Annotated in this window: 19 protein-coding genes; 13 read left to right on the forward strand and 6 right to left on the reverse strand. The window is 65.3% G+C overall.

From position 1 onward, the window contains the following. Window positions 1-14: 14 nt before the first annotated feature. Together IE116_RS21610 and IE116_RS21615 are read left to right on the forward strand one after the other, a co-directional pair. Entirely contained in the window at window positions 15-404 is a 390-nt protein-coding gene (locus IE116_RS21610; protein ID WP_189615293.1) for a type II toxin-antitoxin system RelE/ParE family toxin, read from the forward strand. Then, window positions 388-690, forward strand: a complete 303-nt coding sequence (locus IE116_RS21615; RefSeq protein WP_189615294.1) for a helix-turn-helix domain-containing protein — start codon at window positions 388-390, stop codon at window positions 688-690. The genes IE116_RS21610 and IE116_RS21615 overlap by 17 nt, the downstream gene beginning before the upstream one ends. Window positions 691-726: 36 nt before the next feature. Here the strand turns inward: IE116_RS21615 and IE116_RS21620 are convergent, their stop codons facing one another. From IE116_RS21620 to IE116_RS21640, 5 genes are all read right to left on the reverse strand, one after another. Then, entirely contained in the window at window positions 727-1155 is a 429-nt protein-coding gene (locus tag IE116_RS21620; RefSeq protein ID WP_189615295.1) for an STN domain-containing protein, read from the reverse strand. A 140-nt stretch (window positions 1156-1295) separates the two neighbouring features. Continuing rightward, window positions 1296-2039: an ABC transporter ATP-binding protein gene (locus IE116_RS21625; RefSeq protein WP_189615296.1), complete on the reverse strand. Its 744-nt coding sequence runs from the start codon at window positions 2037-2039 to the stop codon at window positions 1296-1298. Between the two features lie 32 nt (window positions 2040-2071). Beyond that, a complete protein-coding gene (locus tag IE116_RS21630; RefSeq protein ID WP_189615297.1) occupies window positions 2072-2851 on the reverse strand; it encodes an ABC transporter ATP-binding protein in 780 nt (259 codons plus the stop codon). Beyond that, window positions 2848-3996 (reverse strand): ABC transporter permease subunit, encoded by a 1149-nt coding sequence (locus IE116_RS21635; protein ID WP_189615298.1) that lies wholly within the window; start codon window positions 3994-3996, stop codon window positions 2848-2850. Before IE116_RS21635 ends, IE116_RS21630 begins: the two co-directional genes overlap by 4 nt. Beyond that, entirely contained in the window at window positions 3993-4922 is a 930-nt protein-coding gene (locus IE116_RS21640; protein WP_189615299.1) for a branched-chain amino acid ABC transporter permease, read from the reverse strand. Before IE116_RS21640 ends, IE116_RS21635 begins: the two co-directional genes overlap by 4 nt. Before the next feature lie 132 nt (window positions 4923-5054). On the opposite strand from IE116_RS21640, the gene IE116_RS21645 reads away from it, so the two are divergent. From IE116_RS21645 to ugpQ, 3 genes are read left to right on the forward strand one after another with little or no spacing between them, the layout of a single operon-like run. Further along, window positions 5055-6305 carry a D-amino acid dehydrogenase gene (locus tag IE116_RS21645; protein ID WP_189615868.1) on the forward strand — a complete coding sequence of 417 codons (1251 nt, stop codon included), beginning with the start codon at window positions 5055-5057 and terminating at the stop codon, window positions 6303-6305. Between the two features lie 28 nt (window positions 6306-6333). Further along, complete coding sequence (locus IE116_RS21650; protein WP_189615300.1) at window positions 6334-7902, forward strand: extracellular solute-binding protein; 1569 nt, start codon at window positions 6334-6336, stop codon at window positions 7900-7902. Between the two features lie 28 nt (window positions 7903-7930). Next, window positions 7931-8713, forward strand: a complete 783-nt coding sequence (ugpQ, locus tag IE116_RS21655) for a glycerophosphodiester phosphodiesterase (RefSeq protein WP_229828685.1) — start codon at window positions 7931-7933, stop codon at window positions 8711-8713. An 18-nt stretch (window positions 8714-8731) separates the two neighbouring features. Here ugpQ and IE116_RS21660 read toward each other — a convergent pair whose 3' ends face one another. Next, window positions 8732-9475 carry a metallophosphoesterase gene (locus tag IE116_RS21660; RefSeq protein ID WP_189615301.1) on the reverse strand — a complete coding sequence of 248 codons (744 nt, stop codon included), beginning with the start codon at window positions 9473-9475 and terminating at the stop codon, window positions 8732-8734. Window positions 9476-9624: 149 nt separating this feature from the next. Here IE116_RS21660 and IE116_RS21665 point away from each other — a divergent pair, with 149 nt between their 5' ends. From IE116_RS21665 to IE116_RS21700, 8 genes are all read left to right on the forward strand, one after another. Beyond that, window positions 9625-10545: a TrbG/VirB9 family P-type conjugative transfer protein gene (locus IE116_RS21665; RefSeq protein WP_189615302.1), complete on the forward strand. Its 921-nt coding sequence runs from the start codon at window positions 9625-9627 to the stop codon at window positions 10543-10545. Beyond that, window positions 10542-12170: a hypothetical protein gene (locus IE116_RS21670; RefSeq protein ID WP_189615303.1), complete on the forward strand. Its 1629-nt coding sequence runs from the start codon at window positions 10542-10544 to the stop codon at window positions 12168-12170. Before IE116_RS21665 ends, IE116_RS21670 begins: the two co-directional genes overlap by 4 nt. Next, a complete protein-coding gene (locus IE116_RS21675) occupies window positions 12170-13495 on the forward strand; it encodes a type IV pilus inner membrane component PilO (RefSeq protein WP_189615304.1) in 1326 nt (441 codons plus the stop codon). Before IE116_RS21670 ends, IE116_RS21675 begins: the two co-directional genes overlap by 1 nt. After that, window positions 13482-14153: a hypothetical protein gene (locus IE116_RS21680; RefSeq protein ID WP_189615305.1), complete on the forward strand. Its 672-nt coding sequence runs from the start codon at window positions 13482-13484 to the stop codon at window positions 14151-14153. Before IE116_RS21675 ends, IE116_RS21680 begins: the two co-directional genes overlap by 14 nt. A gap of 174 nt (window positions 14154-14327) precedes the next feature. Further along, on the forward strand, window positions 14328-16103 hold the full coding sequence (locus tag IE116_RS21685; protein ID WP_189615306.1) for a GspE/PulE family protein: 1776 nt from the start codon (window positions 14328-14330) through the stop codon (window positions 16101-16103). Then, entirely contained in the window at window positions 16100-17218 is a 1119-nt protein-coding gene (locus IE116_RS21690; protein ID WP_189615307.1) for a general secretion pathway protein, read from the forward strand. The genes IE116_RS21685 and IE116_RS21690 overlap by 4 nt, the downstream gene beginning before the upstream one ends. A gap of 8 nt (window positions 17219-17226) precedes the next feature. Next, window positions 17227-17826 (forward strand): type 4 pilus major pilin, encoded by a 600-nt coding sequence (locus IE116_RS21695; protein WP_189615308.1) that lies wholly within the window; start codon window positions 17227-17229, stop codon window positions 17824-17826. An 8-nt stretch (window positions 17827-17834) separates the two neighbouring features. Then, window positions 17835-19397: a type II secretion system protein gene (locus IE116_RS21700; RefSeq protein WP_189615309.1), complete on the forward strand. Its 1563-nt coding sequence runs from the start codon at window positions 17835-17837 to the stop codon at window positions 19395-19397. Window positions 19398-19400 lie beyond the last annotated feature (3 nt).

The following is a 19400-nucleotide window of genomic DNA, read 5'->3' on the forward strand; positions in this document are numbered from 1 at the left end:
TAGTGGAGGCTTGGATGTCGAGGCGAGTGGTAAAGCGCAGAAGCTTCACGCGTTGGCAGGCGTCTCAACGCCTGTCAGATGTCGTCCTGTGCGAGGCCGTTGGCGAGTTGGAGCGTGGCCTAGTCGATGCCAGGCTAAGTGGTGAGCTCTACAAGAAACGTGTTGCTCGTCCGAACGGCGGAAAACGCGACGGTTTTCGCGTGTTCATCGCCGCGCGCATTGCGCATCGAGCCGTATTTCTGGAGGGCTTCGCCAAGAATGATATTGGCAATATCAAGAACGACGAGTTACTGGCATTGAAGCATTTGGGTAGGGTGCTGTTGAACCTGTTGCCCGACGCCTTCGCGACCGCTATCGAACAGGGTGTCTTACAAGAAGTGGAATGTTATGAGCAAGATCATTGAGTCCGTGCGCGAGGACATGGGCGCGCTGCTTGAAGCGGGCGTTATCAGCAAGGTCACGATGCGCGACTTCCAGGCGCAGTTTCCAGCGCCCGTGAAGGCGTTCAGTCCCGGTGACATCAAAGCACTGCGTGAGAGCCTCAATATCAGTCAACCCGTCTTCGCGCATCACCTGCACACCACCGCGTCGACGGTCAAGAAATGGGAGCAGGGCGAGAGCCGACCAGCGGGGCCTGCACTCAAGCTTTTAAATATCATTGCCGACAAAGGGCTGCAGGCGATCCTTTAGACAATCGTCCAGGCAATCCGCAAGACACGAGATTCTTCAGTCGGCTTTCGCGACGGGTTGGCCCAGCATGGCCGAGGCGGGCGGGGCGGGGACCAGTACAAAGGCGTCGCCTTCGGGCTTCGACACATAGCCGCTGCCGGCCAGGATCGCATCGAGTGCGGCCTGGGGTGCGTGCTGGCCTTTCAGGCCGGGGCTGGTCAGGCCATTGAGCTTGGCGGGATCGAACGAGACGCGCACGCCAGCCTGCTGCGCAAAGGTTTGAAGCACCTGCGGCAAGGTTCCGGATGGAATGTTGTAGCTGCGGCTCTCGGCCGCGGCCACGCGGGCGGCCGGGGCAGGTGTGACGGTCTCGGCGAGGGCGGTTGCGGCCCAGGTAGTGGAAGCGAAGGCGACCGAGACGGCCAGTGCGCGGATTGCGCGGCGGGGGGTCTGGCGGCGGAACACGGACGAATGGACGGTGGTCATGAAGGTCTCCCAGCAACGGTTGCCCCGTGACAGCCGAGGTCTATGCTGAAAAAAGTAGCACGGCCCATGCGGGGGCTGCGTCCGGAATTGCCATCTGTTACCCCCGGGAACAGGCGGCAAGCAACGCGTCTGCGCCCTTGCTACGGAGCCACCGGCGTCCCGTCCACATCCTCGCCCAGATAGGCGGCTCGCACTTTCGGGTCGTCCAGCATGCCTTTTGCATCACCCGCCATGGTGATCACGCCGGACTCCATCACGTATCCCCGATCCGCCGCCATCAGCGCCAGGCGCGCATTCTGCTCGACCAACAGCATCGTGACGCCTTCTGCGGCGATCTCGCGGATAACCTCGAAGATCTTGTCCACCATGATGGGGGCCAGCCCCATCGAGGGTTCGTCCAGCAGCAGCAGCTTGGGTTGGCTCATCATCGCGCGGGCCATGGCCAGCATCTGCTGCTCACCGCCCGACATGGTGCCGGCCAGTTGCGTGGCGCGTTCCTTCAGGCGTGGGAACAACGTGAACATGCGTTCGACGTCGCGTGCGATCTGCGCTTTGTCGTTGCGCAGATAGGCGCCCATCTGCAGGTTTTCGACGATGGTCATGCGCGCGAACACGCCGCGGCCTTCGGGAATCATGACCAGACCATCGGCCACGCGCTGGTCGGTGCGACGCCCCTTCAGCGGCGAGCCGAAATAGGTGATTTCGCCGCGCAGTGGCGTGAGCGAACCGGCGATGGCATTGAGGGTCGTCGTCTTGCCAGCGCCGTTGGCCCCGATCAGGGTGACCAGTTCGCCTTTGCGGATCTGCAGGTCGATGCCTTTGACCGCCTGGATGCCACCGTAGGCGACCTGCAGCCCGGAAATGTCCAGAATCACGTCAGGCATAGAGTCGGAGGAGAGGTCTGGGTCGAGGTCTGTCAAGGCTTTCCCTGTTGGCCGGTGCCCAGATAGGCGGTGATGACTGCGGGATTGCTTTGCACCTGGGCAGGGGTGCCTTCGGCGATGCGCTTGCCATAATCCAGCACGGTCACACGATTGCACAGGCCCATGACCAGTTTCACGTCATGTTCGATCAGCAGGATGGTCTGGCCGTCGCCGCGGATGTGGTCCAGCAGGTCGCGCAGGCCGACCTTCTCGGTAGCGTTCATGCCGGCGGCCGGTTCGTCCAGCGCCAGCAGCTTGGGGTCGGTCGCCAGGGCGCGCGCGATCTCCAGGCGCCGCTGGTCGCCGTAGGACAGCGTACGGGCGCGGAAGTCGGCGTAGTGCGCGATCTTCACGTATTCCAGCAGTTCCATGGCGCGTTCGCGGATGGCGGCTTCTTCGCGCCGTACGCCCGGGGTACGCAGCATGGCCCCCCAGATACCCGCACGGGTGCGGACGTGGCGGCCGACCATCACGTTTTCCAGCGCGGTCATGTCCCCGAACAGGCGAATGTTCTGGAAGGTCCGGGCGATGCCTGCCTGCGCGACTTCATGCACCGCGGACGGCGTGTACGGCTGGCCGCCCAGCTCGAAGCTGCCGGAATCGGCCTGGTACAAGCCGGTGATCACGTTAAAGAAGGTGGTCTTGCCGGCGCCGTTCGGTCCGATCAGGCCATAGATCTGGCCTTGCTGAATTTCCATGCCGACATCCGACAAGGCTTGAAGGCCGCCGAACCGCTTGTTGATGTTGGCGACTCTGAGCAGGGGCGCGCTCATAGGCTATTCACCGTGTCGTTGGCTTGCGCCGCCTTGGGCACCGCGCGTCCGACGCCATGCAGCGGCGCGGGCCACAGGCCCTTGGGGCGGAACAGCATGACCAGCACCATCGCCAGGCCAAAGATCAGCGTCCGGCCGACTTCCGCATCCAGGATCGCGCCGCCCGGTCCAAGAATCGCTTCCTGCGCCGGCACGATGAAGTGCCGCAGGAATTCCGGCAGGCCTGCCAGCAGCAGGGCGCCCAGGATGACGCCGGGCACATGGCCCATGCCGCCCAGCACCACCATCGCCAGCACCACGATCGATTCCATGAGCGTGAACGACTCCGGGCTGACGAAGCCCTGGAAGGCCGAGAACAATGCCCCCGCCACGCCGCCAAAGGATGCGCCCATTGCAAAGGCCAGCAGCTTCAGATTGCGGGTGTTGATGCCCATGGCCTTGGCCGCGATTTCATCTTCGCGGATCGCGACCCAGGCGCGGCCGATGCGCGAATTCTGCAAGCGCAGGCAGATCACCAGAATGATCAGCGCCAGCGCCACGAACAGGTAGTAATAGGCGGTCAGGCCGGAAATGGAAAACCCGAAAATGTCGACCATGCCGCGGCTACCACGCTGGCCCGCCAGCGACGTGCCGAACAGGCTGATCGGATCGATGCGCGAGATCCCCTGCGGCCCGTTGGTGATATTGAGCGGCGCGTTCAGGTTGTTCATGAAGATCCGGACGATCTCGCCGAACCCCAAGGTGACGATCGCCAGGTAATCACCCCGCAGCTTCAGGGTCGGCGCGCCCAGCAGCACGCCGAACAGGGCCGCCACGGCGGCGCACAGCGGCAGTACCAGCCACACCGACATGTGCAGGCCGTCCGGGAACATCTGCGCGATCCACTCGAAGTTCTGGACAAGATGGGGCGAGGCCAGCAGCGCATACAGATAGGCGCCCACGGCGTAGAACGCGATGTAGCCCAGATCCAGCAGACCGGCAAAGCCCACCACGATATTGAGTCCCAGCGCCAGGATGACGTACAGCAGCGCCATGTCCAGGATGCGGATCCAGCTGTTGCCAAACGATCCCATGATCCACGGCAGGGCGATGACCAGCACGCCAAAGGCGGCCAGCCACAATTGTCGTTTGCGATCGTCGGTCATGCGCGGTCCGCCACCCGTTCACCCATCAGGCCCGACGGCCGGATGGTCAGCACCAGAATCAGCACGATGAAGGCAAAGATGTCCTGGTAATGGCTGCCCAGGAACCCGCCCGTCAGGTCGCCGATGTAGCCCGCGCCCAGCGATTCCACCAATCCCAGCAACAGCCCGCCCAGCATTGCCCCATACAGATTGCCGATGCCGCCCAGCACCGCGGCCGTGAAGGCCTTCAAGCCGGGCAGAAAGCCCATATAGAAGTGCGTGACCGCATAGTTGGCGGCCAGCATGACGCCAGCCAGTGCGGCCAGGGCTGCGCCCAATGCAAAGGTCATCACGATGATGTGGTTGGAGTTGACGCCCATCAGCGCAGCCACTTTGGGGTTTTCGGCCGTGGCGCGCATGGCGCGGCCCAGGCGGGTGCGCTCGACCAGCAGGGTCAGGCCCAGCATGGCCAGCGCGGCGATCACCAGGATGCCGATTTGCGTCGGCGTCACCAGCGCGCCGCCCACGTTGATCGAATCGGTCGGCAACAGGTTGGGGAACTGATGGTATTCGCGACCAAAGACGATCATGGCCATGGTCTGGAGCATGATCGAAATGCCGATCGCGGTGATCAGCGGCGCGAGCCGGGGGGCGTTGCGCAAGGGCCGATAGGCGATCCGTTCGATCAGGACGTTGACGATGATGCAGGTCGGTATCGCGGCCGCCAGTCCGGCCAGCAGGACCAGCGGGCCCGGGAGGTCGGGAAAGGTCGTCATGACCCATCGGACCGTGACCATGGCAGTCATGGCGCCCACCATCAACACATCGCCGTGGGCGAAGTTGATCAGTTGCAGGATGCCGTAGACCATCGTGTAGCCCAGTGCGACCAAGGCGTACACGCTGCCCAGGACGAGGCCATTCAAGATTTGCTGAAGTAGGGTTTCCAAGCGGGTTCCTTGCGTTGGCGTCAGCATAACCGCTGCCACGCGGCATGACGAGTCACGGACGGGTCTAGAATGTCGGCGCAAGGCGGCCGCCTTCCGTGGTCCGCATGCAGTGGTCCGCATCCAGGAGTCAGGATGAAAGTTGTTGTACTTGGCAGTGGCATTATCGGCACTGCCAGCGCATGGTGGCTGAACCGGGCGGGGCACGACGTGACCGTCGTCGACCGGCAGTTCGGCCCGGCGCAAGAGACCAGCTTCGGCAATGGGGGCCAGATTTCGGTCTCGTATGCCGAGCCATGGGCCAACCCCAATGCCCCCTTGAAGATATTGAAGTGGCTGACCCAGCCCGACGCGCCGCTGCTGTTCCGGCCACGCGCCGACATGCACCAGTGGCTCTGGGCCCTGGCTTTCCTGCGCGAATGCCTGCCCGGCCGTCTTCCCGTCAACATCCGCGCCCTGGTCAGCCTGGCTCAATACAGTCGCGACACGCTGCAGGGCATGCGGCGCGAGCTTGGCATCGAGTACGACCATCTGCAAAGGGGCATCCTCAACTTCTACCGTGACGAGGCCCAGTTCGAAGCGTCACAGAAGGCGGCCGACCTGATGCGCGACGTGGGTGTCGACCGCCGCGTCCTGTCGACCGACGAAGTGCTGACCATCGAGCCCGCGCTGGCGGCCCACCGGCGGGTCATCGTCGGGGGTGACTACACGGCGGCCGATGAAAGCGGCGATGTCCACCTGTTCACCCAGCAACTGGCCGATAAGGCCAAGCTGGCCGGGGTGCGTTTTCGCTTCCTGACCCAGGCCACACGGCTGATTGCGGAAGGGGGCCAAGTTGTGGCAGTCGAAATCATCGACTCATCCGGCGCTTACGGTAAACTCGACGCGGACGTTTTTGTAGTGGCAGCAGGCAGTTACTCTCCAGCGCTGGTCCGCCCCCTGGGCGTGCCCTGCCAGGTGTACCCCGCCAAGGGCTATTCGGCGACCTTTCCGGTCATCGACCCCCTCCGGGCACCTGAGGTGAGCCTGACCGACAGCGCGCACAAGGTCGTGATATCCCGTCTTGGCGACCGGCTGCGGGTAGCGGGCACGGCGGAACTCAACGGGTATTCGCGGGCGTTGAACCCGACGCGCTGCGAAGCGTTGACCCGCCTCACCCGCGAGCTTTTTCCCGATGCGGTCGATTTGGACAAGGTGTCGTACTGGTCGGGCCTGCGGCCGCTCACGCCGTCGAACGTGCCGCTGATCGGGCGAACCAAATTGTCGAATCTCTATCTGAATACGGGCCATGGCACCCTGGGGTGGACCATGGGATGCGGTTCGGGCAGGGCGATTGCCGATTTGATCTCCGGGCGCCGTCCTGAGGTCGATTTCCCTTTTCTATAACTCCATATCCCCATTCGGAGACGGATCAATGCAGCAACCGAATTTGTGGCGTTCCGCGGGCATTTCTGCCCTGGCGGCCGCCATGTTCATGATGGGCGGCCTGTCGGCTGTCCAGGCGCAGACCAAGCCTGCCGCGAAGCCGGCTGCCAAGGCCGCCGCCAAGCCTGCGGCCAAGCCGGCGGCCAAACCGGCCGCGAAGGCCGCGGCCCCCGCCAAGTCTTCGGGCAAGGGCAAGGCAGCCGCCGCGGCCGGTGGCGCCGCTGCAGCAGCAGCTGGGTCCTCGCTGGCGGCCGACGGATCGAAACCTGCGAACAGCGGGCCGATCGAACTCGAAGTGTGGCATGCACTCAATAAAGAGCAGGCTCAGGAATTCAGCGCGCTGGTGGACCGCTTCAACGCGCAGAACATCGGCTTTACCGTCAAGGTGCGCGCCGAGACGACGCAGGAAAAACTGATCCAGGACGGCATTGCGTCGATCCGCGCCAAGCGCCAGCCGCATCTGATCGAGATCGGCGACAACCATTCGCCGGAACTGATCGCCCAGCAGGGCGCCGTGCTGCCGATGTTCGAACTGCTGAACAAGTATCCGATCAAGGACCTGCGCTGGTTCCTGCCGCAGACCACCGGCACCATGCGCGATTCCAAGAATCGCCTGCTGGCCTTGCCGTTCATGACCGAAGCGCCGGTCTATATGTACAACCGCGACCTGTACAAGCAGGCCGGCCTGGATCCCGATGCACCGCCAAAAACCTGGCGTGAAATGCAGAAGCACCTGATCGCTTTGCTGGGCGCCGGTGTCAGCTGTCCGTATGCCACCAGCTCGCAGACGTGGATTCACCTTGAAAACCTGTCGGCGCTGCACAACACGCCGTACGCTTCCAAGAACAACGGGCTGGACGGCTCGAACGGTGCGGTCTTGCTCGCAAACGACCTGCTCCACGTCCGCCATCTGGCGCTGATGATGAGCTGGGTGCGCAGCAAGCTGTTCCCGGTGCGCAGCGAAGGCGACCAGGCCGACGCGCAGTTCGCGTCTGGCGAATGCGCCATCCTGACCACGGGCACGGGCGCCCTGGCCAAGGTGCAGGCCAATGCCAAGTTCTCGTACGGCGTGGCGCCCCTGCCGTACTACGACGAAGAAGCCACCAAGCCGAGCAACCCGTTCGTCGGCGGCTCGTCGTTGTGGGCGCTCTCGGGCCATTCGGCAGCCGAACAGAAGGCGGTTGCGCAATTCATCGCGTACCTGGCCTCGCCCGTGGTGGCAGCCGACTGGAGCCAGAAGACGGGCTTCCTGCCGCTGACCGAAGCGGCCTATCGTGCATCGGATGTCTCCTACTACAAGAGCATTCCGGGCGCCGAGAGCGTCGTGCGTGAGATGGCGGCCGTCCCGGCGCAATACACGCGCGGCTTCCGCCTGAACAACTACTACGCTGTCAGCCGTGTCCTCGACGAGGAACTGGACGATGTCTGGAGCGGCAAGAAGCCGCCCAAGCAAGGTCTGGATGACGGCGTCTCGCGTGCCTCGCTGCTGATGAACCCGCCCGGACCGGCCACTGCCGCGGCGGCGACAAAGAAGCCGGCTGCGCGCAGCAGCAAGTAATGGTGATGGCCCGTTGGTCGACGGCCTGATGACGATGGCCCCGCCCGTGCGTGGACCGGCCCCTCGGGGCTGGCACTATCCGCGGGTGGTGGCCCATCGAGGCGGCGGTATCCTGGCTCCCGAGAACACGCTCGCGGGCATGGATGCCGCCGTTTTTCATGGGCACGTCGCGGTCGAGTTCGACGTGATGCTGGCCGGTGACGATGTGCCGGTGCTGATGCATGACGATGTGCTGGGTCGTACGGTCGCGGGGTCGGGCCGAATTGCGGATCTGCCGTCGGACGAGTTGACAATGAAAGACGCGGGGAGCTGGCTGGCCCCGCGTTTTGCTTTGGCGCGCGTTCCACGTTATGTCGAGGCGGTCGCATGGCTGCGGCAGAAGGGCGTGTGGATGAATGTCGAGATCAAGCCGTCGCCCGGGGTCGAGGTGGCGACCGGCGAGATCGTCGGGCGGATGACGCAGGCGATGTTTGCGGGGGTGGATGACGTGGCGTCCAAGCCGCTGATCTCGTCGTTTTCGGTGGACGCCTTGCTGGCGGCGCGCCGCACGGCGCCGGACATTCCACGCGCCTTCCTGCTGTCGCAAGTGTCAGCCGATTGGCAGACGCAGCTGGAGGCGGTCGACGCGATCGCCTTGCATTGCAATCACCGCCATCTGACGCCCGACCTGGCGGCGCAAGTGAAGGCAGCGGGCTACGGGCTGTTCTGCTACACGGTCAACGAGCCCGATCGCGCTCGGGAGTTGTTGCAGTGGGGCGTCGATGCGTTCTGCACGGATCGCATCGATCTGATCGGGCCTGGGTTTATATAAATAAGTCCGATCAACGCCTTAGATTTGTATGACCAACGCCGCATCGAATGCGGCGTTTTCATTCGGGTAGCCACCGGGATTGGCGACGACCCGGCCGCGTCCGACGTGGTAGTCGAAGCACGTATGCGTGTGGCCGTGGATCCATAGATCGGCCTGCTCGACCAGGGCGTCAAGATTTGACGAAAAGGCCGGTGACAGGGTGTCGCCCTGGAACTGCTCGGGCACGGACAAGGCGCTTGGCGCATGGTGCGTGACGACAACGGTCTTGCCCGCGAAGGGCGTATTCAGTTGCATCTGCAACCAGTTATGGGACTGCTGATGACACGCCACGCTCATCTGGGGGGTGTAGTCCCCGTTGTCGGTTTCGATGATGCGAAAGTCCGGCATGACCTGGCTTGCCATGTGTGCGGCCGCCACCGCGGCTTGCGGTCCGTACAGGTCGAAGTCCGTCCACAAGGTCGTGCCCAGAAAGCGCACGCCGTCAATGATCACCGCGTCTTGTTCAAGGAAGTGGATGCCCAGCCGCTGGGCATCGGCGCGCAGTTGCGCTTCCAGTTCTTGCAGATGAGCGTGGTAGTACTCGTGATTGCCTGCGACGTAAACGATGGGCATGTTCGGGAAGCGTCTTGCTGCCCATTCGAGGCCGTTGGCCTGAGTATGGATGTCGCCGGCCAGCACGACGACGTCGGCGTCGGCCGCCGGAATCGGGCGTTCGCCGCCGAAGGTTTCATGATGCAGATCGGACAGGATACGAAGTCGCATGAGCGCAAATTCCAATGCTGTGAGCCTAGGACAAAACGAGTACCAAGGTAAGTAATTGACCCGCTTCCTGGCGGTTGCGGCGGTCGGGCACGATGGCTCCATGCTATCGCATTGCCCTTGCGATGGCGCTGTCATCGCAAGGAATGTCCATGGTTGCCCGCTTCGTTTTTGCCACGCTCTTTGTCCCCTTGTTGCCCGTCTCGCCGGCGCTTGCACAGGCTGCCGCGCCGGGCCTGTATGACTTCGCGTACCGCGTGTCGGGTGACCGCCGCGTCGCGCCCGTGCAGGTCTTCGACGACGGGCAGTCCACCTTTGTTCAGTTCAAGGCAGGGCAGACGGTGCCTGCCATTTTCCGGGTCGCAGAAGGCGGCGAGCAGCTTGCGCCAAGCACTGTACGCGGGGGATATGTCGTGCTGGCGGGCACGGCCAGTGAATGGATCATGCGCATCGGCAGCGTGGTCTCGGCTGCGCACTACGAGGGGGATGCGCGCGAGGGCCGGGGCAGTGTGGCCGGGCGCGGCAATGCGTTCGACGTCACCGACGACGTGACCTGGGCGGCAGCAGATGGGCGGGCAGCGGGCGCAAGGGGGGCGGCTTTGGCCTCGTCTACGGACGCGCGCGGCGTGGCGTCCATCTCATCGGGCGATATGCGTGGTGGCCGGAACGCACTGGCTGATGTGCGCGGCACTCGGGGTGTAGCGACAGGCGGGCAAACAGCGATGACGCGGACCGTGGCGATGGCGCCGCAGCCCGCACCTGCGCCGATGCGCCCGTCGGTGGCGTTCGATGCGTCAAGTTCCGATCCCACCATGCGTGCCGTGCTTACCCGCTGGGCCAAGCTGGCGGGCTGGTCCTTCGATGCGCAGCACTGGACCGTAGACGTCGATATCCCGCTGGCGGGAACGGCATCGTTCGGCGCCGACTTCAAGAGCGCGGTGCGCGACCTGCTGGCGTCCACGGAACTGTCGACCCGGCCGCTGCAGCCCTGCTTCTATTCGAATCAGGTGCTGCGCGTCGTGCCGCTGGCCGAAGCGTGCAACCGCGCGGCAACCGTGGCGAGCACACGATGAACACCGCGCCGTTTCGTCTGTTGCCGCTGGTGGCGGTCAGTGTCCTATCCGGTTGCGCGCATGTGCGGCTTGGACAGCAGGTTGACGTGCAGGCAGCCAGCGCCGCTGCCGATGTCGCAGCCCTGCGCGCCGGCTTCGACGCAAAGCTGGCGGCAGCCCATGCCCGGCGGGCTCAGCAGGACGTCGATCGGCCCTGGCTGGCAGGTGCACCACAGCCCGTCGCGCGCGAGGTGACCCTGCCCGCCGCCTTGCGGGGCGAGGTACAGACGTCACTGATGTTCCCCGGCGGGCGCGTCGATCTGGTCACCTTGGGCGAGCAGGTGTTTCTGGCCACGGGTATCCAGGTCAGGATCTCGCCAGAGGCCTTGTTGCCGGCGGACGGGTTCTCGCCACGCCTGGCCAGTGCGGCCGGGGCTTCGGGATCCGCGTCTGCGGCCTCCTCTTCTGCTGCCGCCGCGCTTGCCCTGTCGTCGACGGTCGCCGTTCCCATCGGTGCGCATCCCTTGCCGCGGCTGCTCGACCTGGCGGCGCATCGCCTGGGCGTCTACTGGAAGTACGAAGATTCGGTGATCCGTTTCTATCGCACCGAAACGCGTGTGTTCAATGTGCGCGCGCTGACGCTCAAGTCGTCTGCCTCGGCCAGCCTGGGCCGAAGCGGCAAGACGTCCGGGGGCGCGTTCGAAAGCACGTCCGGCACGCGGATCGAAAGCGAGGGCGGCGCGCCCATCGATGCGGTCAAGGCCAAACTCGAACCCTTCCTGACGCGTGCCGGCGTGGTGGTTGCGAACGGCGACGCATCCGGGCTGGTCGTCGTGACCGATACCCGCGACGCTCTCGACCGTGTCGCCACCTATCTCGACCGTGAAAACAAGGCGTTGACGCGGCGGGTGCGCCTGGTGTTCGAAGAAATCGATGTCGTCTCCAACAACAGCAACGAGCAGGGCATCGACTGGAACGTGCTGTACGCGCGGACCGAGGCAGCGTTGCGGCTGTCGCCCTTGACCTCGTTGGCATCGAGTGTGGCGGGCGCCGGCTCGTCGATCGCCGCGGGCCGCCGCGAGTGGGAAGGCACGGCTCTGGTCATCAAGGCCATCAGCGAAGTCGGCACCATCGTGCGGCGCACGTCGGTGCCTTTGCAGACACTGAACCGTCGGCCCGTCACGCATGCCGTGCGCACCACGTTCAGCTACATCGACCAGGTGCAGGTGACGACAGTCGCGTCGTCGGCAGGGACGTCGACGGCGCCCTCGGTCACGCAAAAGGAAGAGACGGTCGGCTCCTTCCTGACGCTCATCCCCGATGCGCAGGACGACGGCCAGATCCTCCTGTCGATCGCCTACGACAACACCGTCGCACAGCCGCTCAAGACGCTGACCTTCGGATCCTCCAGCAATCAGGTTCAGTTGCAGCAGAAAACCATTGAAGGCATGGGCACCGTCCAGCAAGTCGAGCTGCGTCCGGGCCAGCCCGTGGTCATCTCGGGCTTCGATCGCAGTCACGCCCAGTACGACCGCCGGCGCGTCGATGAAAACGCCTCCATCCTGTTCGGTGGGTCGGGCAAAGCCACAAAGCAGCGCGCCACTACGGTGGTCATTGTCACCGCGCAGGTCGAGGAGGGCTTCTGATGTCGACCGACTACGCCGTTGTCGCGCTGCCAGGCCATGCTGCCGAACTGGTGCTGGGCTTGCGCTGGCACACCATTCTTGGCAGCGAACTGACCGTGCGCGCCAGGAAAAAGGCGCGCGAGCATCGCGCGACGCACTACGCGCATGGCGGCGAACGTGCCGAGGCCGTCGGCGTTTTGCGCTTTCCGCGTGGGGACCGGCCTGCCCGCGGCATGACGCGGCACTGCGCGGCATTAGCCTTCGCGCAAGGCCATGCACGCGGGCTGCACGCCTGCTGTGTCGAGCTGCCCGATGGCCGCGCGTGGCTCGTCGCTGCGCACCAGGGCAAGGTGCTCACGCAGACGGATCGGGTCTACGCCACGCCGGCCGACGCGCATTCCGCCCTGCAGGCGCTCAAGGACCGGCACGGCGCGGCACTGACCGTTCATGGCCAGGTGCCGGCCTCGCCGGCCGAGCCTTTCGACCTGACCCTGCTTGGCGCGCAACTGTCGGCCGCCAATGCCTTGCGGTCGGTGGGCTGGGCGGTTCCCAAGCCAGTTGTCGTCGCCTTGGCTGCCTGCCTGCTGACTGCAGGCGGACGGGCCGGGTGGGACCTTGCCAGATCCTGGCGATCGGGACCCGACGCGGCGCCTGCCCCTGCGTCGCGTGTGTCGCCCGAGTCAGCGTGGCGCGAGGCCATGGCGCGGCTGGCTGCCCAGACGCGGGTGCATACCGATGACGGGGTATCCGCAGTGCTGGCAGCCATCGTTGGCCTGCCGATGGACATTGGCGGCTGGCAGTTGCGTGGGGCGCAATGCCAGCCCCAGGCCTTCGCAGGGTGGCAGTGCGGCGCGCATTACCAGCGGCAGCGCCGCAGCGCGACCAATGCCACCTTCCTGGCGTCGCGCCCGTCGGGCTGGACCGAAAGCTGGCATCCCCTCGATGGCGTCACCGCATCGTTCGTGCTGTCGGACGGCGCCGAGCCGCTTGCCATCGACCGCCTGCAACCGCTGTCAGCGCACGACGCCGGCACCTTCAGCCAGTTGCAGAGTGTGTTGCCCGCCTTTGCATCCATTGCAATCGGCGAGCCTGCTCCCTTGCGTATCGAGCCCCCCGTCGACGGCTTTGGCGTGCCGATGCCCGCCTTGCCGGGCCTGCCGTCGGTTCACGAGCGGTCGCTGTCGTTCGATGGTCCGTTGAGATCGCTGGCGCTCGTGCCCGCATCGCTATCGGGGCAGGTCGCGTGGCGTCTTCTTGATGCGCGTCTGCACGAGGCCGCTGAACCCGCACTCAACCGCAGCCGCTGGATGGCGAGCCTGCAAGGGACTTTGTATGCACTTCGTTGATGACTTCAATTGCTTTGCGGCAAGCCGCCAGCCACGCCCGGGCGCGCCCCGCAGGCGCGCCGCATTCCTGGGCCTGATCGCATTGCTCGGTGGCGTGTCTGTGCCCGATGCCGTCGCAGTGGCTCAGAACGAGCTGACCCTGGTGCGGGACATGTTGCGGCTCGACGCCGAACGCGCACTCGACGCGGAGCGCGCAAAGTCCGGACGGCCCGCGGCAAATGCGGCGGCGATGCCGGTCAAGCGGCCCGATCGCGTAACGGTTGCGGCCATCTACGGGACGGCAGGTGCGCTGCAGGCCGATGTTCTTGTAAACGGCGAACGGCTCCACTTTCGCCAGGGGCAGCCGCAGGCACGGAACGCCACTGCGGCGGCCGGCGCTTTTCAACTGGCCAGGATCGACGACCTTTGCGTCCATCTGACGCGGTCCGGGGAACGGGCGCCACGGGTGGTGTGTTACGTGGCCCAGACTGCATTGGCACCGGCATCGCCGTCAGCATCAGCCGCGTCCCCGGCATCGGGATGGAACGCTGCAACCGGTGCCGGGCCTGGCTTGCCTGCGCCGCCCGGAATGGTCATGACCCTTCCCTTGGGCTCGATGACCCTTCCGGCACCGGGTGGGCCGGCCGGCCTGGCGCCGGCCGCAGCGGCGGGTCGCTGACTTCTTTCGCCGTGCCGCCCCACACCCCTGTTCCATGACTTTGCAGAGCTCGACATGAACCTCTTTGGAAGAAAACCGCGTTACGCACCCTTGTCGCTGGGTGCCACGCCAACCCACTTGGCCGAGCCTGGGCCCGATACGCTTGCACCCCTTTCGCCGGCGCAGGCGCCGTCCATGCCCGTGCCCCCGATACGCATTGATAGTCGCGATGCCCTGGCGCGCCTGTCGCCCGCCTTCCGTCGCGCGCTCCGATCCGAGTTCGATATCGGGACGCTGGTCAACAAACTCTGCCCCGTCGAATTTGAAGACGGATCGGTCGCGATCCTGACGGTCGAAGAGTATGTCGACAGCGAGCACATCGAAGAGATCGAACGCATGGTCCGCCGCCGCCCGCGCCCGTTGGCAGAGGCATCGCGCATCGTGGTCCCCGCGACCTTGTTGCTGTCGATCGCCCGCGAGCAAATCACCGGCGACACCCTGCGCAATCGGAGGCGGGTGCTGCTGGACCCGCTCAAAAGCTCGATGGCCGCGGCCTTCCATGACATCGTCGCGTGGGGCGTGCGCCATGGCGCGAGCGACTTGCATATCAACATCCGCCTGCTCGAGCCCGAGTCCGAGATCAAGTACACGGTAGGGGGCAAGTATGTGACGCCGAGCCGCTTCCAGCGCATGCAGACCGCCACCTTGATGGAGGTCCTGGCCGTGGCCTACATGGACATCCAGGGTGGCAATGGCGCCGTCTTCGACCCGGCAATCGAACAGCAGGGCCGCATTCATCACGAAGTCGATGATCGCGGGTACATGCTGCGATGGGCCTCGCTGTCTGCCGATGCCGGTCCCTCCGTCACCTTGCGCATCCTGCATCTGGATGCCGAGATGCGCCTCGACGGATTCGAGTCCCTGGGGTATCTGCCCAGCCAGATCGCGTTGATCGATCGTGCCCTGCTGTCGGAAGGCGGCGCGGTGGTGCTGGCGGGCGTGGTGGGCTCCGGCAAGTCCACCACCATCGCGACCATGATGTCGATGGTGCCCAAGACCCGCAAGGTCATCACCCTTGAAGACCCCGTCGAGTACCTGATACCCAACGCGCTGCAGAACACCGTGACGCGCACGCTCGATGGGGGCGGCAGTGGCGAGTTCGACGCCAAGCTCAAGACCATCAAGCGATCCGCCATGAACGATCTGTTGATCGGCGAGATCCGTGATCATGAAACCGGCCGTGCCTTCATGGATCTGGCCAGTTCCGGAAGCAATCTCTACACGACGACCCACGCGGGCTCGGCCATTCTGATCCCGGATCGTCTGGCCTCCGACTTCATCGGCATTTCGCGCGACCTGCTTGCCACGCCCGGCATCCTGAAACTGCTGGTGTACCAGACGCTGCTGCCTACCCTGTGCCCCCACTGCCGTTTGCCGTTTTCCGCCTTGTTCCACAAGGACGATGGGTCTGATCACTGGCAACGCTACGCCGAACGCCTGGTCCGCCTGTATGGCATCAACATCGCGGCGCTGCGCGCCCGCAATCCGGAAGGGTGCACGCATTGCCGGACGGAACTGCTGCCCGAACTGAGCGGCATCAGCGGCCGCACGGTCGTCGCCGAAATGATCGAGCCCACGACCGACGAAGCCGTGTTGCGCTTGATCCGCAAGGGCGATGCGCTGGGCCTGCGCGCGCATTTCCTGTCACATCGCAGTGCGCCGTTTACCAGTCCCGACATGAACGGCAAGACGGCGATGGAATGCGCCGTGTACAAGGCGTCGGTCGGCGAGGTGGATCCCCGCGACATCGAGCCGCGCTTCATGAGCTTCGAGACGGTCGCGCTGCAGCGTTCGCATCAGGCGCGACGGGCACGATCGGCGGTGGCCGTCGCTCGCCGGCCGATCACAGCGTTTGCCAGCCGCCGGTCGGCTGCCACGGCGGGCCGCATTGTCCCGGGGACCGAGCCATGACGGCCCTGTCCCGGCTGCGCCAGGCCTGCTCCCCAGCACGCCTGGCGGCCCTGTCGTTCAGGAAAGACCGCGCCGATTACTACGAGTATCTGGCGGACGTCATGGAAGGCACGGGCGGCCGCAAGACGCTGCGCGACGTCTTCCGCAGCGATGCTGACCGCTACGGCCGGCGGCATCGCCGCGGCATTCTGTCGCACCACTGGGCAGACCAGCACCAGGAAGTCGGCGGCGACCTGTACGAGACGTTCCGCGGCACCTTGCCCGATGACGATCTGGTGCTGATACGCATGGGCCAGCGTGGCGGGGCAGGGGCGCTCGAACAGACGCTGCGCGACGTGGCCGCCGTGACGCGCGTCGTGGAACTGGCGCGGAGCACCTTCATCCGCACGGCTGCGGTGGGTGTCGTGGCCATGTGGGTCATGGTTGCGACGGTCCTTGCCATCCCCGCCTTTACGGTGCCACGCCTGAAGCAGGCGTTCGGCATGTTGCCGGCTGAATTCGTGGGCACGCAGGCGGCTCGTCTCTATCGCCTGTCGGACTTCATCGAAGCCTGGGCACTGGTACTGGCAGCCAGCAGTGTGGGGCTGCTGTGGCTGACCGCGTGGTCATTGCCGAACGTGGTCGGACCCGTCAGACGATGGCTCGATGAGCACCTCATCTGGCGCCTGTACCGCGATTTTCAGGGCATCCGGTTCCTTGCGTCCCTGGCGACACTCGTCAAGAAGCGAGGCAACGTCAGCCCGGGACTGCGCGAGGTGCTCGAGGTCCAGGCTGTCGGCGCCAATGCCTGGCAGCGTTGGCATATCGAACAGATGATCGCCCGCATCGACGACGGTCAGGTCGGCAGCGCCACCTTCGATACCGGTGTTGTCGATCGCGAGACCCTGTGGTTCCTGACCGATCTGATCGCGACGCGCGGCATGGATGACGCCCTCCTGCGGGCCCGCGCCCGCGTTGAAACGCGAGCCGTGCACGACGTTGCCCGCAAGGCTGCCGTTGCACGGTGGGCCATGTTGCTGGTGGCTGTCGCGATCCTGTTTGGGATTCTTTTCTGGCACTTCGCCGTCGTCAACGAAATGCGCATGGCGATGACCCGTTTCTACTCCAGTCGATGAGATCCATCATGTTCTTTCCGAGTTCTTCCAGACCCGGCGCAGCGTCGCCGCGACGGCAACAGGGCTTCACCCTCGTCGAGATCGCCATCGTGGCCGCCATCATCCTGATCGCCGCCATCCTTGGCATTCCCGCCATCAACGGCTACATCATCGAAAACAAGGTGCCCAGCGTGGGTCAGGAACTGCAGCGCTTTGTCGCGCGCAGCAAGTCCTCCACACAGGGGCTGGGGCCGACGCCCTACACCGGCATTGGCATGGCGCAGCTCGCCAATGGCCTGCGCAGCAGCAGTGTGCTGACGGTCGAAGGGCAGGGCGCCAATGCCACGGTGCGGCACGGCCTCGGGGCAACGGATGGCATGGTGGTGTTGAGCCCGGGTGGCCTCACTGCTGCGGGCGATGCCTTTACGCTGACCTTCACCCGCGTCAACGAGGCGGCATGCCCCGGCCTGGCCGCGGTGCTGCAACGCGTGTCCGAACGCATCCAGATCAACGGCACCACGGTCAAGGAACCGGCCGTGGGCGGTGCAACCGGCATCTACGACGCCACCGGTGCCGAAGCGCTCTGCACGGGCGGTGACAGCAACCGCTTCGTGTTTACCGCGCGATAGGAATGGCGATGATTCGGGGCACACAGCGTCGGCTGTCATGGCAGCGTGGCTTCACGTTGGTCGAACTGGCGATCACGGCCAGCATCCTGAGCATCGCCACGGTGCTGTCCGTCGGCAAGCTTCTTCAAGGCGTCCACGATGCCGCGGCCGAAGCCACGGGCAGCTACCTGCTCGCGGTCAAAAGCGCCATGGACACCTATCTCGTTCGCCACTACGACAGGCTGAGCTCGACGCCCGGCGCCGCCGATGTGCCCACGGTGGCCAACCCGTACGCGCCCAAGCTTTCGGAGCTGCGCGCACTAGGGCTGTTGCAGGGAGGGTTTCCCGACCTCACGCCACTCAATCAAAGCGTCGCGACCCGCATTGTGGCGACCGGCACCTGCCCGGGCGCCGGTTGCCGGCTGGACGCCCTGGCCTTCACGACCACAGCCGTGCAACTGCCGGGATCCCCCGCACCCAATACCGATCTGATTGCGCAAGTCATGATGGCCACGGCAGGCCATGGTGGCGCGGTCTATCCCGAGCAGCCGGCCATCATGCGGGGCACGGCGTTCTCGCTGCCCAACCCTTTGGGTGCGCTGCCGGGCATCGTCGGGGTCCTCGCAAGTCTGGACACCACCCTCTTCAACGAGTTCGTCCGCCTGCGCGACCGCCGCGATCCCGACCTGCGCGGGGACCTCAGCGTGAAAGGCAAAGTCACCGTCGACAACACGCTGGCCCTGCGCGCGCCCGACGGCCAGGCCTGCGTTGTGGCCGAGCCGGATGGATCGATCACACTGCGCTGCGCAGGCAGGCTCAACGCCAAGACCGGCGCATTCGTGTCCGACCAGGGCGACAGCGTCATCATCAATCCCGTGACCGGCATTGTCTCGAACCAGCGTGTCCATGCCGACGCAGGGCTGTCGACACGGCGGGGCACCCTCTTCGACGCCACCGACACCACGCCGACCCTGCGCGTCAATGCGGGTCAGATGCTGCTGGTCACGAGCCGGGGCCTCGCCCTGACGGTCGATGGCCAGGACGTGGTGGCACAAGGAGGGGTGTCGACCCGGCGCCTTGGGCTGCGGGACCTTGCCGTGCCGGACCAGGCTTGCCAGAACACGGTCTCGGCAGCCGCAGGTCCTTCGACCGAATATGCCCGCACTGCATCGGGCGGCCTGGCCGTCTGCAGCCAGGGCGTATGGCGCTCGCTCGCATCCCTGGCCGCCACGGGTAATGCCTGCACCCCCAACGGCGCCATCGCCACTGATGTTGCGAGCGGTACCGGCCTGTTGTGCCGCCTCGGCGTCTGGGGTCGCGTCGACGATCTTCTATCGAGCTACGTGCTTGTCTCGACGGTTCTGGTGAGCCATGCCGCCCTGGTTCCCAAGCCCACCTGCGGCCCGCTCGGCACCGGGACCGGCATACCGCTGATCTACCTCATCCCGCAACTCGAATCGTCGAAAGCCTCCGCCTTCACCCGCCGCGCCCGCGACCTGGGCGGCCACTGGGAAGTCCAGTTGGTCGACTACGACGGCACGCCACTTTCGGCGCAAGCCACCGCGCTTGCGCATCTCTACTGCAAGTATTGAGGA

The organism is Pigmentiphaga litoralis, assembly GCF_014651835.1.
Lineage (GTDB): Bacteria > Pseudomonadota > Gammaproteobacteria > Burkholderiales > Burkholderiaceae_B > Pigmentiphaga > Pigmentiphaga litoralis.